The organism is Mesorhizobium sp. CO1-1-7, assembly GCF_020164885.1.
GTDB lineage: Bacteria > Pseudomonadota > Alphaproteobacteria > Rhizobiales > Rhizobiaceae > Mesorhizobium > Mesorhizobium australicum.
Genome location: NZ_JAIUHA010000010.1, coordinates 19,830 through 32,827 on the forward strand (window position 1 = coordinate 19,830; position 12,998 = coordinate 32,827).

The window sequence follows — 12,998 nt, forward strand, 5'->3', positions numbered from 1 at the left end:
ATGTCGTCAGAGCAGCCAGCCCTCCGCGCACCCGAAAGACAGCTCCAGCCGGCGCCGCTGGATCGGCTTGCCGCTTTGGAGCGGATTATCAGGCGCTTTGGCGACAGCGACGGGCTGGTCAAGCGCGGCGGGCTCGTCACCGAAGTCACATCAACGCACTACAAGGTGCGCGGCCTTTCCGATTTCACCAGGCTGGGTGACATTGTCGAGCAGCGCGGTCAGTCCGGCTCGCGCCGCGGCGAGATCGTCAAGATCAGCCGCGACGAGGTTGTGATCGCCCCCTTCGAACGCAGCGCCGACGCCGGCATCGGCGATGCCGTGTTCCGCAGGGGTCCGCTCGCGGTGGCGCCGCATGCCTCGTGGCGCGGCCGCGCCATCGACGCGCTCACCCGAGCAATCGACGGTGGTCCGCCCTTGGTCAGGGGCGACGACATGTCGGCGGCCGCCGCGACACCCGGCGCCATGGCGCGGCAGCGCGTCGGTACCGCCTTCATGACCGGCGTCAAGGTCATCGACATCTTCACGCCGCTCTGCTTCGGCCAGCGCATGGGCGTCTTCGCCGGATCGGGCGTCGGCAAGTCGACGCTGCTTGCCATGCTCGCCGGCGCCGACGCGTTCGACACCGTCGTCGTGGCGCTCATCGGCGAACGCGGCCGCGAGGTCCGCGAATTCCTCGAGGATACGATCGGCGACAGCATGGCCAAGACCGTGGCCGTCGTCGCCACCAGCGACGAGAGCGCCATGATGCGCCGGCGCGCGCCAGACACCGCCATGCGCGTCGCCGAGCATTTTCGCGACCAGGGCCACCGTGTGCTGCTGGTGCTGGATTCGATCACCCGCTTCGCTCACGCCCTGCGCGAGGTGGCGACGGGAACCGGCGAGCCGCCGGTTGCCCGCGGCTATCCCGCCTCGGTCTTCACCGAACTGCCCAAGCTGCTCGAGCGCGCCGGGCCTGGAACCGAAGGCCCAGGATTGGAAGGCAAGGGATCGATCACGGCCATCATTTCCGTGCTGGTCGACGGCGATGATCACAACGATCCGGTCGCCGATTCGGTGCGCGGCATCCTCGACGGCCATGTCGTGCTCGACCGCGCGATCGCCGAACAGGGCCGCTATCCGCCCGTCAATCCGCTGTCGTCCATCTCGCGACTGGCCGGCAAGGCCTGGAGTGTCGAACAGCGAGCCCTGGTGACGCGGCTGAAGTCGATGATCTCCCGCTTCGAGGACACGCGCGACATCCGGCTGCTCGGCGCCTATCAGGGCGGCGTCGACGCTGAACTCGATATGGCCGTACGCCAGGTGCCCGTCATCTATGAGGCGCTGACGCAATCGCCCAGGGACCGTCCGTCCGCCGATCCGTTCTCCGATCTTGCCCGCCATCTCAAGGGAAAGCAGAATGCCGAACCAGGAGACTGAACGCCAGTACACCGAGCGACTCCTGAACGAGATGATCGCCGAAGCGAACGCCGCGGAGCAGGCTCGAGCGGAGGAGGCCAGGGTCGCCAGGGCAAACGCCGCCGCCGCCATGGCTGCCCGGACCGCGGTTGTTCTGGCCAAGGCCGTCAAATCGGCTCTCCCCAGATCCGAGCCTTTGCCGGCCCGGACTGCCGAGCCCCCTGTGAATTCCCTTCCCCGCGTCGAGGCTGCCGATATGGCTCAAGCCAGTCGCGAATCGCTGATCGATGGTCTGTTTGCCGCCAGCGAATGGCCGCAGCCGCCAAAGCCGCAATTCCCCAGACTGGGCAAGAAGAAGGCGGACCGTCGCAGCGACGTCGTCATCGCCGCGCTCGGCATCACGCTCGGCCTGACCTGCGCCCTGTTTCCCTGGTACATCTTCTTCAACCAGGACCAGTTCGGCGTGCAGGCGATCAAGTTCGGCGGCACCGGTACCAATTCGGGACGTGCGGGAGGTGGCGTGGTCGCCGAGCGCAGCGCGCCGCTGACCGCCAGGGACGTTCCCAACGCCGATGTAGATCTGCTTGCCACCGGCACGGTGCAGGACGATTCCAAAACGCAGCCGCCCGGCGAGCAACCCTTCCCCGCCGACATCGCGAAGTTCCGCATGGTCCATGTCGCCAATGGCCGCGCCATGATCGAGGACGACACCGGCCTGTGGATGGTCCAGCGCGGTTCGACGCTGCCGGATTCCAGCAAGGTATCGGCGATCGAGCAGCGCAACGGCAAATGGGTCATGCTCACCAGCGCCAACCAGGTGATCGAGCTTTCCAGATAAGCCGTCACGGTTTTGTGCCGAGGATGATTTCAGGTCGGATCGTCCTGAAATCATCCGTCTCCATTTCAAGGGATGGAGCATGATGTCGTCCGAAAACCGCTTCACCGTTTTCGCCTTCACGTTCTAGCGACCGATCGCAAGGTCCGCGCAAGACTGGCGTCCTAGTCTTTGGGCACATGCCCGGAGATTCCCATGGAGCCTGTTTCCCTTTTCGATCTCGCCGCCAAGCAAGCGCAGTGGCTGTCGGTACGTCAGTCGGCGGTCGCCGGCAACATCGCCAATGCCAACACGCCGGGCTACACGGCAAACGATGTCGAGCCGTTCGAGAAGGTGCTCGACCGCACCGCGGTGTCGCTCCAGATCACCGAGCCCGGCCATCTCGGCACTGCGGCGACCAATGCCGGCTTCTCCATCAAGCCGCAGGAAGACGACGGCGTGGTCATGCCCTCCAAGAACACGGTCGTGCTTGAAGACCAGCTTCTCAAGGCCGGCGAGGTGCGCCGCTCCTTCGAACTCAACACGGCCATCGTCAAGGCATTCCACTCAATGATGATGATGGCGGTGAAGAGCTGACCATGGACGCACTGACCGCAGCCCTCAAAGTCGCAGCATCAGGCCTCGGCGCCCAGTCCGAGCGCCTGCGCGTGGTTTCGGAGAACCTCGCCAACGCCCAGTCGACAGGAACCACGCCGGGCGCCGACCCGTATCGCCGCAAGACCATCAGCTTCGTCTCCGAACTCGACCGGGCCTCCGGCAGCTCGACGGTGGAGGTGAATTCGATCGACCGCGACCCGAGCAATTTTCCCGTCGAATTCCAGCCCGGCAACGAGGCCGCCGACGACAAGGGCTACGTCAAGATGCCCAATGTGAACGTGCTGATCGAGATGGCCGACATGACCGAGGCCAACCGCTCCTACGAGGCCAACCTGCAAGTCGTGAAGCAGGCGCGTGATCTCATTTCAATGACCATCGACCTGATGAGGAACCAATGATCGTCAACGGCATCGGCGCGCTTAACCTGAAGCCTGGGCTGGGCCATACAGCCACCGATCTGCTGCAGGGTGGCGTTGCGCCGGCGGCATCGGGCAACCTTGGCACCTCCTTCGCCGAAGCGGTGAGCCAGGCTGCCTCCAAGACCGTCAGCACCATGCAGAATGCCGAGCAGGTGTCGATGCAGGCGCTCAAGGGCGACGCCGACACCCGCCAGGTGGTCGATGCCGTGATGAGCGCCCAGCAGGCGCTGCAGACCGCCGTCGCCATCCGCGACAAGGTGGTCTCGGCCTATCTCGAAGTCAGTCGCATGGGCATCTGAGGAGCAGGCCATGAAAGCACTCGCCATCGCCGCCACCGGCATGAATGCCCAGCAGACCAATCTGGAAGTCATCGCCAACAACATCGCCAACATCAACACCACCGGCTACAAGCGCGCGCGCGCCGAATTCTCCGACCTGCTCTACCAGGTCGACCGCACGCAAGGCGTCCCCAACCGCTCCAATGCCTCGCTGGTGCCGGAAGGCGTTTCGATCGGTCTCGGCGTCAAGACGACCGCCGTGCGCAACGTCCACACTCAGGGTGAACTGACCAGCACCGGCAACAGCTTCGACATGGCGCTCACCGGCAGGGGCTGGTTCCAGATCGAAGGCGCCGATGGCGGTACGCTCTATACCCGCGCCGGCGCCTTCAACACCAACGCCACCGGCCAGCTGGTGACGGTGGACGGCGCCAGTGTCATTCCGGCCATCACCGTGCCGACTGATGCGGTCGAAGTCATCGTCAACAAGACCGGCCAGGTCTTCGCCCGCATCGACGGCCAGACCGACCTGCAGAACCTCGGCCAGCTCCAGATCGTCAACTTCGCCAACGAGGCGGGCCTCGCGCCGCTCGGCGACAATCTCTTCCAGGAGACAACGGCTTCCGGCCCGGCCAATGTCGGCGTGCCCGGCGATCCCGGCTTCGCCACCATCCAGCAAGGCTATCTCGAGGCCTCCAATGTCGACCCGGTCAAGGAGATCACGGAACTGATCTCGGCGCAGCGCGCCTATGAAATGAACTCCAAGGTCATCCAGGCCGCCGACGACATGGCCTCCGTCGTCTCCAAGAACATCAGGTAACGGATGATGGCCATGCCGATCTCCTGCTCCGCATTCCGTCGCGCCGCGCTCGCCCTTGCGCTGGTGGCCTGCGGCATGCCGGCTTTCGCCCAGGACTCGGCCAACCAGATCGTCAGCAACCAACCTGCTGGCGAGGTCGTGCTGATCCCCAACCGGGTCATCTATCCCGGCGAGACCATCGAACTCGCCGCCCTGAAGCAGGTCACCCTCATCCCCGGCAAGCACAAGCCCGATGCTGTTGCGACCCGTTCCGAGGAACTGCAGGGCAAGATCGCCAAGCGCACACTGCTGCCCGGCCGCTACATTCCTTCAGCCGCCGTCCGTGAGGCCTGGCTGGTCGAGCAGGGTGCCGCCGTGCAGGTCTTCTTCGTCGCCGGCGGGCTGACGATAACGGCCACCGCCGTGACCTTGCAGGCGGGTTCGGCGGGCGACTTCATCAAGGTACGCAACAGCGACAGCGGCAAGATTCTCTCGGGCACGGTGATGGCCGACGGCACCATCCAGGTCGGCGCTTCATGATGCGCCTGCTTGCCCTTCTGATTGCGGCCACGCTCGGTCTGCAGCCGGCACTAGCCGATGGCCTGACGCCCAAGGCCAAGCGCGAACTCGCCGCCAGGAATGGCGGTGTCTACGACGATCCCGAATATGATCCCGCCACCACCGCGCGCATGTTCCGCGTTTCGCCCGGACCAAGCTCGCTGCCGCCTGGCCAGGTCGCCTCGCGCATCAAGGATATCGCGCAGCTGCAGAGTTCGCGCGACAACCAGCTCGTCGGCTACGGCCTCGTCATCGGGCTCGCCGGATCCGGCGACAGCCTGCGCAACTCGCCGTTCACCGAACAGTCGATCCGCGCCATGCTCGAAAATCTCGGCATCGCCACGGAAGGCGGCAGCGCACGCGCCAAGAACGTCGCCGCCGTCATCGTCACCGCCAACATGCCGCCCTATGTGCAGTCCGGCGCCCGCATCGACATCGACGTCTCCTCGATGGGCGACGCTACCTCGCTTGCCGGCGGCACGCTGATCATGACGCCGCTGAAGGCGGCGGACGGGGAGATCTACGCCGTCGGCCAGGGCGCGGTCATCGTTTCCGGTTTCACCGCTCAAGGCCAGGCCGAGCAGTTGACGCAAGGCGTACCGACCGCCGGCCGCGTGCCGAACGGGGCCATAATCGAGCGGCAGGTGAAGGCCGAGTTCGATGACCAGTCGACGCTGACACTGCAATTGCGCAATCCCGATTTCTCCACCGCCATCCGCATCGCGGACGCGATCAACGACTACACCGCCCAGCGCTTCGGCATGCGCGTGGCGGCGGAGCGCGATTCCCGCACCGTGCAGATCAGGCGGCCGAAGAGCGTTTCGGCGGCCCGCTTCTATGCCGAGATCGAAAACCTGGTGGTCGAGTCCGACACGCCGGCCCGCGTCGTCATCGACGAGCGCACCGGTACCATCGTCATCGGCAACGACGTCAAGATCTCACGTGTCGCCATCAGCCACGGCACGCTGACGGTGCGCATTACGGAAGCGCCGCGCGTGGTGCAGCCCGAACCCTTCTCTAAGGGCGAAACCGCCGTCGAACCGTTCACAGCCATCGATGCCACCCGGCCCAACGCCCGCGTCGCCGTGCTCGACGGGCCCGACCTGCAAACTCTCGTTTCCGGCCTCAACCGTCTCGGCGTCAAGCCGGACGGCATCATTGCCATCCTGCAAGGCATCAAGTCGGCCGGCGCCTTGCAAGCCGATCTGGTTCTCCAATAGCGATGTCGATGATCACCTCCCTCTCATCCCATCAAGGACGCCCTCCCCGCGCAATCTTGTTCGCGGCCACGGTCCTCGCGGCCATGTCCGTTTCGAGCAGCGGCGCACGCGGCGAGGATGTCGTTCGTCAGATTCTGCCCGGAGCGCAGCCCGCGGTCGCACCGCAGCAACTGACACGAGAAAAGGCGCCGGACCAGAGCGAGATCGAGCGCTTCTGCTCCAACATCGCCGACGCCGCGCGCGACCGCCGCTATGCCTTGCAGGCGGAGGAGTTAAAACAGCTGCAGGCAGGCATCGACGAGCGCATGAAGGCGCTGGACGCAAAGAAAGCCGAATACGAAACCTGGTTGAAGCGGCGCGAGGTGTTTCTGGCCCGGGCCGAGGACGGCGTCGTCAAGATCTATGCCGGCATGAAGCCCGATGCGGCGGCCGAACGCCTGGCGATCGTCAATGCGGACCTCGCCGCGGCCATCCTGATGAAGCTCGATTCACGCAAGGCGGGCGTCATCCTCAACGAAATGGACCAGAAGGCGGCGGCGACGCTCACCGGCATCATGGCCAGCGCAGCCCGAAGGGTAGATCCGTCATGATCCGCAGAATGCTCATCCTGTGCGCGGCGGCAGCTTTGTCCGGCTGCGCAACCAATTTCAAGGAAATCGGTAGGGAACCATCGCTGTCGCCGGTCGGTTCGGGCATCGGCGGCGACGGGGCAGCACCCTACAGCTATCCTCAGCCGCCCGCCGCGCCGGTCAAGAAGTTCTCTTTGTGGGATGACCGCCAGAGCCGGCTGTTCACCGATCCCAGGGCGCTGCGCGAAGGCGACATCCTGACCGTCAGGATCAAGCTCAACGACAAGGCCAACTTCAAGAACCAGAACGACCGGAGCCGCACCGCCGCACGCAAGCTGGGTTATGACGTCACGCTCGGATGGGAAGGCAACAGCACCAGCGGCAAGGGCGACGCCGGCTTGAGTTCCAGCACCGAAACCAATGCCGACGGCGAAATCAAGCGCTCCGAAAACCTGGAGCTCAACGTCGCCGCCGTCGTCACCGAGGTCCTGCCCAACGGCAATTTGATGATCAGGGGTTCCCAGGAAGTGCGCGTCAACTACGAGCTCAGGGTGCTCACCATCGCCGGCATGGTGCGCCCGTCGGACATCGGCGCGGAAAACACCATCTCCTATGAACGCATCGCCGAGGCGCGCATCTCCTATGGCGGCCGTGGCCGCGTCAGCGAGGTCCAGCAGCCGGCTTATGGCCAGCAGGTCCTCGACCAGGTTCTTCCGTTCTAGGCATTGGAGAGCGCGGCACCATGGCCAATGTCGATCAGATTCAGCCTCGCAAGGGTCCTTCCCTTGCCGTGCAGGGCGCCATGCTGCTCGTGGTGACGGCCGCCGCCATCGGCATGGGCTGGATGTCGGGCGGTTATCTCAAGGGCGTCGGCGCACCATCGTCGGTGCCAGTCGCGCCTGAAAACGAGGGCAAGGTACCCCAGCCCGAAGCCGCTCAACAAGCTGGCGCGGGGCCGACGCTCGTCGCGCTGGCGCCGATCACCACCAACATCGCCTCGCCCGCGGACACTTGGATCAGGATGGAAGTGTCCGTGGTCTACGACGCTCCGCAGCCGCCGGCGATGGCGGAGGACGTCCAGCAGGATCTTCTGGCCTTCGTGCGTACCCTCAAGATGCACCAGATCGAAGGCGCCAGCGGCTACCAGCATCTGAAGGCCGATCTCGACGAACGCGCCTCGATCCGCAGTCAGGGGCACGTCAAACAGGTTCTCGTCAGGACATTGCTGCTCGAATGAGAAAATTCCTTCTTGCCGCGGCACTGATTGGCGCCGCCACCTCCGTCGCGGCGGCCCAGCAACTGGACCTTGGCGGCATCGGCAAGGCCGATGGCGCCACCGTCGGCTACATCATCCAGATGTTCGGCCTGCTCACCGTGCTGTCGGTGGCGCCGGGGCTGCTGATCATGGTGACCAGCTTCACCCGCTTCGTCATCGCCTTCTCCATCCTGCGTGCCGGCATTGGCCTGCAATCGACGCCGGCGAACCTCATCCTCATTTCGCTGTCGCTGTTCATGACCTTTTATGTCATGGCGCCGACCTTCGATCAGGCGTGGAATACCGGCGTCAAGCCGTTGATGGACAATCAGATCAGCCAGACAGAGGCCTTCGAGAAGATTTCCGATCCGTTCCGCACCTTCATGCTGCACAATGTGCGCGACAAGGATTTCGACCTTTTCGCGGACCTCGCCCGCGAACGCGGCCAGGTCGTTGCGAAGGAGACGGTCGACCTGCGCATCCTGGTGCCTGCCTTCATGATCTCCGAGATCCGGCGCGGCTTCGAGATCGGCTTCCTGATCGTGCTGCCATTCCTGGTCATCGACCTGATCGTGGCCACCATCACCATGGCGATGGGCATGATGATGCTGCCGCCCACGGTCGTGTCGTTGCCGTTCAAGATCCTGTTCTTTGTCCTGATCGACGGCTGGAACCTGCTCGTCGGCAGCCTGGTGCGCTCTTTCACCTGACCGTGCGCGCTCGACATCGGGTATGGCCTGCCTGCGGAATTGGGCAGCGCGCCGCGTCATCGAATTCCTCCGAATTATTTTCGATTAACCGTCCAGTTTAGTCGTTTGGTAGGGACTCGCCGCCATAGTCGCTCGCAGATGGCGGGTGACCCAAACGCAACGGTCATTGGCATGATGCCGCTCCGTCATACCGGACAAACCGGTATGCAAAAAACACCCTGTAAAACAAGGTACGAGTAGCCATGGCCAGTATCATGACCAACGCCTCGGCGTTGACCGCTCTGCAGAGCTTGAACGCCACCCAGAAGAACCTCGACACCACCCAGGCCCGCATCTCGACGGGTTATCGCGTCTCCCAGGCGTCGGACAACGCCGCCTACTGGTCGATCGCCACCACGATGCGCTCGGACAACTCGGCGATGTCCACCGTTTCGGACGCGCTCGGCCTCGGCGCCTCGAAGGTCGACACCGCCTACACCGGCATGGACAGCGCGATCACGACCATCAACCAGATCCAGCAGAAGCTGACCGCATCCTACGGCCAGACGGACGCTTCCAAGGAAAAGACCCAGGTCGAAATCGCCGCTCTTCAGAAGCAGTTGAAGGCCTATGCCGATGGCGCCACCTTCTCCGGCACCAACATGCTCTCGGTCAACAGCGGCGCCACCGCCACGACCGCGGCCGACGTCAAGATCGTTTCCGCCTTCAACCGCAGCGCAACCGGCGCGGTTTCGATCTCGACGATCGACGTCAACGTGGAAAGCATCAAGCTGTATGAAGCCGGCACTGCTGCCGGCGTGACGAAGGGTATCCTCGACGCCGACCGCCTCGGTACCGATGGCAGCGTCGCGGCCGCGGCCTCGAACCCGACCCTGGGCGCTGCCGCGGCGGCCACCGACACTTATTCGGTCGCCAGCCTGAAGATCTTCTCGGGCACCACCGCTGCGAGCGACACCCAGATCCAGGCTATGATGAACGTCGTCGATGCCGCGCTGAAGGGCATGACCAACGCTGCCACCAAGCTCGGCGCCGCCAAGAGCTCCATCGACCTGCAGAAGACCTTCACCTCGAGCCTGATGGACTCCATCGATCGCGGCGTCGGCCAGCTCGTCGATGCCGACATGAACAAGGAATCGACCCGCCTCCAGGCCCTGCAGGTTCAGCAGCAGCTCGGCGTCCAGGCGCTGTCGATCGCCAACGGCTCGTCGCAGTCGATCCTGTCGCTCTTCCGCGGCTGATCCCTCTCGACCGATCAAACCAGGCAAACGGGCCGCGCCAAAAGCGCGGCCCGTTTTGCGTTTGCTCCAGCCCCGCGCAACCCTCGTTTCTTAACCCTCGAAAGCTGCCTTTTAACAGGCCGTTAACCATAACGCGCTAGTCATGGTTAACCAATGACTTACAACGGATTGCCGAATCGGCCTGATCGGGTGACGGTAATCCACCAGCGGGTCGAGCGGCTCGCGAGGGCAACGCCGGTTTGAGAAGGACCGGTCTGGAAAAAGGAGCGAGTTTCTTGGCGAGCATCATGACGAACGCCGCGGCGTTGACCGCACTTCAAAGCCTTAACGCCACCAACAAGTCGCTCGAGCAAACGCAGTCCCGAATCTCGACGGGCTACAGGGTCTCCGAGGCCTCCGACAACGCCGCCTACTGGTCGATCGCCACGACGATGCGCTCCGACAACCAGGCGCTGTCGACAGTCCAGGACGCGCTCGGCCTGGGCGCCTCGAAAGTCGACACTGCCTATACCGGCATGAACAATGCGCTGGATACGATCGGCAAGATCAAGACCAAGTTGCTTTCGACCATTGGCCAGACGGGTGCCGCCAAGGCAAAGACGCAGACCGAAATCACCGCGCTCCAGGCGCAGATGAAGTCCTTTGCCGATGCCGCCACCTTTTCGGGCTCGAATTATCTTTCGGTGACATCGACGCAGGTCGCCGCCGCCAATGATGGCGTCCAGGCCGACGCCAAGATCGTGTCGTCCTTCAATCGCTCATCGTCGGGCGCCATCTCGCTCGGGACGATCGACATCGATGTCGAGAGCACCAAGCTGTTCGATTCCGGTCTCTCCACCGCCGTCAAGAACCAGGGCACGCTTGACCGCCAGACCTCGGTCTATTCCACGGCGGCCGCCCAGGACCTGTATGATACCGCTTATGCGGCCGCAATCGCCGGCGGCGGCACGGATATTGCCGCCAACACCGCCGGCCAGACCGCGGCCGGGGCGGTGGTTCCCAGGATCGACAATGTTTCCGCATACAACCTCGATATCACCGCGGCCGGCGTGACCGACGACATCATCACCCAGATGGTCGGCAAGATCGACAAGGTCATGAGCCAGTTGACCGACTCCGCCACCATTCTCGGTGCGGCCAAGAGCTCCATCGACCTGCAGAAGACCTTCACGCAGAGCCTGATGGACTCGATCGATCGCGGCGTCGGCCAGCTCGTCGATGCCGACATGAACAAGGAATCGACCCGCCTCCAGGCGCTGCAGGTTCAGCAGCAGCTCGGCATCCAGTCGCTGTCGATCGCCAACAGCTCCTCGCAGTCGATCCTGTCGCTGTTCAAGAACGGCTAACCGTGGCCTAGCTGACGGATACTTCGAAATTCACGGGCCGCGCCGCAAGCGCGGCCCGATTTCATTTTCGCACAAGCTTCGGGGGCTAGTGTTCCGGCGGACAGTCATGCTGGGAGTCGCTCAATCGTGCCGGAACAGATCCAGAGCATCATCTCGAATCTCCGCGGCTTTGGCGTCAGGCGCCTGGCCATGCTGGCGGGCATCGCCGTCCTGGTGATGGGCGTCATCGGCATTGCCTCGGTCTACCTCAACCGCCCGGCCTACGACACGCTCTATGTCGGGCTCGATCGCTCCGACGTGAACCAGATCGGCCTGGTGCTGGGCGAGGCCGGCATCGGCTTCGACGTCGGCGCCGACGGAACCTCCGTGCTGGTTCCGGCCGGCACCACGGCGCAGGCGCGCATGCTGCTTGCCGAAAAGGGCCTGCCGACCAGCGCCAATGCCGGCTACGAATTGTTCGACAATGTCGGCGCGATGGGCCTCACCTCCTTCATGCAGCAGATCACCCGGGTGCGCGCGCTCGAAGGCGAGATCGCCCGCACCATCCAATCGATATCGGGCATCAAGGCGGCGCGCGTCCACATCGTCATGTCCGAGCGCGCCAATTTTCGTCGCGACGAACAGCAGCCCTCCGCGTCGGTCGTCATCCGTTACGCCGGCATCGACGCGGAGAAGAGCGCCATGTCGATCCGCCATCTCGTCGCCGCCGCAGTCCCTGGCCTGTCGGCCGACAAGGTGACGGTGCTCGATTCCAACGGCAATCTGCTGGCCGCGGGCGATGATCCATCCAACACCAGTGCCGCTCGCACGCTCGGCGTCGAGCAGACCGTGGAGGCGCAGATCGGCGACAACATTCGCCGCGCGCTCACGCCCTATCTCGGGCCCGACAATTTCCGCGCCAGCGTAAAAGCTGATGTCAACACCGACACCCGCCAGACCGAAGAGACGATCTTCGATCCGGAGTCCCGTGTCGAGCGCTCGGTGCAATCGGTGCGCGCCAACGAGAACAGCAACCAGAAACAGGCCTCGACCCCGGCCAGCGTCGAGCAGAACCTGCCGGAGACGCAGGCGGCCAGCACCGAGGGTCCGCAGACCTCCTCGGCCAACGACCGCAAGGAGGAGATCACCAACTACGAGATCAACTCCAAGAAGATCGCCACCGTCTCCAATGGCTACAGCGTCACCAAGATGTCGATCGCCGTCGTCGTCAACCAGGACCGGCTGAAGACGATCCTGGGCAAGGACGCGACACCGGACCAGATCGCCAAGCGCGTCGCCGAAATCCAGAAGATGGTAAGCTCCGCCACCGGCTTCGACGACAAGCGCGGCGACGTCATCGACGTCTCGGCGGTCGAGTTCATCGACGGGCTGGACGGCGAGGCGGTGCCACAGGCGGGAATGCTCGATTCCATCGGCCAGCATGCCGGCACGCTGATCAATGCCGGCGCCTTCATCGTGGTGGTGTTCCTGGTCGCCTTCTTCGGCCTGCGGCCGATGGCGGCCGCGCTGACGGCAAAGGCGACGCCCGCTATAGCAGGCCCCAATTTCGATGAGGTCCAGCGCTCCCTGCCCACTCCGGAGGCAGCCGCTTCCGCCGATGCGGGTGCCGCCATTGGTGCTCTGCCCGGCACGCGCGCCGGCGCCACCCCGCTCGACGATCTGCGCCAGAAGATCAGGCCGGCCCCGCAGGAGCGGCTTGCCCGCATGGTCGACATCAACGAGGAACGCACCGCGCAGATCCTGCGCAAATGGGCGGCCCAGGAAGTCGCGGCGTAGACC

15 protein-coding genes are annotated in these 12,998 nt (G+C 64.3%); all 15 read left to right on the forward strand.

The features are described 5' to 3' along the window. The 15 genes from fliI (at position 1) to fliF (ending at position 12,995) form a co-directional block, all read left to right on the forward strand. The gene (gene fliI / locus LB516_RS21690; protein ID WP_015315917.1) at positions 1-1,416 is read left to right on the forward strand and encodes a flagellar protein export ATPase FliI; all 1,416 of its coding nucleotides are present in this window, start codon (positions 1-3) and stop codon (positions 1,414-1,416) included. A gap of 235 nt (positions 1,417-1,651) precedes the next feature. Next, positions 1,652-2,233, forward strand: a complete 582-nt coding sequence (locus LB516_RS21695) for a hypothetical protein (protein WP_224583355.1) — start codon at positions 1,652-1,654, stop codon at positions 2,231-2,233. A gap of 192 nt (positions 2,234-2,425) precedes the next feature. Further along, positions 2,426-2,806: a flagellar basal body rod protein FlgB gene (flgB, locus tag LB516_RS21700; RefSeq protein ID WP_015315915.1), complete on the forward strand. Its 381-nt coding sequence runs from the start codon at positions 2,426-2,428 to the stop codon at positions 2,804-2,806. Positions 2,807-2,808: 2 nt separating this feature from the next. After that, on the forward strand, positions 2,809-3,225 hold the full coding sequence (flgC, locus tag LB516_RS21705; RefSeq protein ID WP_015315914.1) for a flagellar basal body rod protein FlgC: 417 nt from the start codon (positions 2,809-2,811) through the stop codon (positions 3,223-3,225). Next, positions 3,222-3,545, forward strand: a complete 324-nt coding sequence (locus LB516_RS21710) for a flagellar hook-basal body complex protein FliE (RefSeq protein ID WP_015315913.1) — start codon at positions 3,222-3,224, stop codon at positions 3,543-3,545. The genes flgC and LB516_RS21710 overlap by 4 nt, the downstream gene beginning before the upstream one ends. A 10-nt stretch (positions 3,546-3,555) precedes the next feature. Further along, a complete protein-coding gene (gene flgG / locus LB516_RS21715) occupies positions 3,556-4,344 on the forward strand; it encodes a flagellar basal-body rod protein FlgG (protein WP_015315912.1) in 789 nt (262 codons plus the stop codon). 6 nt (positions 4,345-4,350) lie between these two features. Beyond that, positions 4,351-4,863: a flagellar basal body P-ring formation chaperone FlgA gene (flgA, locus tag LB516_RS21720; RefSeq protein ID WP_224596440.1), complete on the forward strand. Its 513-nt coding sequence runs from the start codon at positions 4,351-4,353 to the stop codon at positions 4,861-4,863. Beyond that, entirely contained in the window at positions 4,860-6,101 is a 1,242-nt protein-coding gene (locus LB516_RS21725; protein ID WP_140721464.1) for a flagellar basal body P-ring protein FlgI, read from the forward strand. Before flgA ends, LB516_RS21725 begins: the two co-directional genes overlap by 4 nt. Positions 6,102-6,103: 2 nt before the next feature. Continuing rightward, on the forward strand, positions 6,104-6,691 hold the full coding sequence (locus LB516_RS21730; protein WP_411961378.1) for a MotE family protein: 588 nt from the start codon (positions 6,104-6,106) through the stop codon (positions 6,689-6,691). Then, entirely contained in the window at positions 6,688-7,392 is a 705-nt protein-coding gene (flgH, locus tag LB516_RS21735) for a flagellar basal body L-ring protein FlgH (protein WP_015315908.1), read from the forward strand. Before LB516_RS21730 ends, flgH begins: the two co-directional genes overlap by 4 nt. A gap of 20 nt (positions 7,393-7,412) precedes the next feature. Further along, the gene (locus LB516_RS21740) at positions 7,413-7,907 is read left to right on the forward strand and encodes a flagellar basal body-associated FliL family protein (protein ID WP_015315907.1); all 495 of its coding nucleotides are present in this window, start codon (positions 7,413-7,415) and stop codon (positions 7,905-7,907) included. After that, a complete protein-coding gene (fliP, locus tag LB516_RS21745; RefSeq protein ID WP_015315906.1) occupies positions 7,904-8,635 on the forward strand; it encodes a flagellar type III secretion system pore protein FliP in 732 nt (243 codons plus the stop codon). Before LB516_RS21740 ends, fliP begins: the two co-directional genes overlap by 4 nt. 242 nt (positions 8,636-8,877) lie before the next feature. After that, the gene (locus LB516_RS21750) at positions 8,878-9,873 is read left to right on the forward strand and encodes a flagellin (protein WP_015315905.1); all 996 of its coding nucleotides are present in this window, start codon (positions 8,878-8,880) and stop codon (positions 9,871-9,873) included. A 275-nt stretch (positions 9,874-10,148) separates the two neighbouring features. Continuing rightward, positions 10,149-11,219 carry a flagellin gene (locus tag LB516_RS21755; RefSeq protein ID WP_015315904.1) on the forward strand — a complete coding sequence of 357 codons (1,071 nt, stop codon included), beginning with the start codon at positions 10,149-10,151 and terminating at the stop codon, positions 11,217-11,219. A 126-nt stretch (positions 11,220-11,345) separates the two neighbouring features. Then, the gene (gene fliF, locus LB516_RS21760; RefSeq protein ID WP_224530250.1) at positions 11,346-12,995 is read left to right on the forward strand and encodes a flagellar basal-body MS-ring/collar protein FliF; all 1,650 of its coding nucleotides are present in this window, start codon (positions 11,346-11,348) and stop codon (positions 12,993-12,995) included. Positions 12,996-12,998 lie beyond the last annotated feature (3 nt).

Bases quoted from the DNA above. Each gene is read 5' to 3' on its own strand.
- fliI (WP_015315917.1), top strand. From the start codon at position 1: ATGTCGTCAGAGCAGCCAGCCCTCCGCGCACCCGAAAGACAGCTCCAG.
- LB516_RS21740 (WP_015315907.1), top strand. From the start codon at position 7,413: ATGGCCAATGTCGATCAGATTCAGCCTCGCAAGGGTCCTTCCCTTGCC.
- LB516_RS21725 (WP_140721464.1), top strand. From the start codon at position 4,860: ATGATGCGCCTGCTTGCCCTTCTGATTGCGGCCACGCTCGGTCTGCAG.
- flgC (WP_015315914.1), top strand. From the start codon at position 2,809: ATGGACGCACTGACCGCAGCCCTCAAAGTCGCAGCATCAGGCCTCGGC.
- flgA (WP_224596440.1), top strand. From the start codon at position 4,351: ATGGCCATGCCGATCTCCTGCTCCGCATTCCGTCGCGCCGCGCTCGCC.
- flgB (WP_015315915.1), top strand. From the start codon at position 2,426: ATGGAGCCTGTTTCCCTTTTCGATCTCGCCGCCAAGCAAGCGCAGTGG.
- LB516_RS21730 (WP_411961378.1), top strand. From the start codon at position 6,104: ATGTCGATGATCACCTCCCTCTCATCCCATCAAGGACGCCCTCCCCGC.
- LB516_RS21710 (WP_015315913.1), top strand. From the start codon at position 3,222: ATGATCGTCAACGGCATCGGCGCGCTTAACCTGAAGCCTGGGCTGGGC.
- LB516_RS21750 (WP_015315905.1), top strand. From the start codon at position 8,878: ATGGCCAGTATCATGACCAACGCCTCGGCGTTGACCGCTCTGCAGAGC.
- flgH (WP_015315908.1), top strand. From the start codon at position 6,688: ATGATCCGCAGAATGCTCATCCTGTGCGCGGCGGCAGCTTTGTCCGGC.
- flgG (WP_015315912.1), top strand. From the start codon at position 3,556: ATGAAAGCACTCGCCATCGCCGCCACCGGCATGAATGCCCAGCAGACC.
- fliP (WP_015315906.1), top strand. From the start codon at position 7,904: ATGAGAAAATTCCTTCTTGCCGCGGCACTGATTGGCGCCGCCACCTCC.
- LB516_RS21695 (WP_224583355.1), top strand. From the start codon at position 1,652: ATGGCTCAAGCCAGTCGCGAATCGCTGATCGATGGTCTGTTTGCCGCC.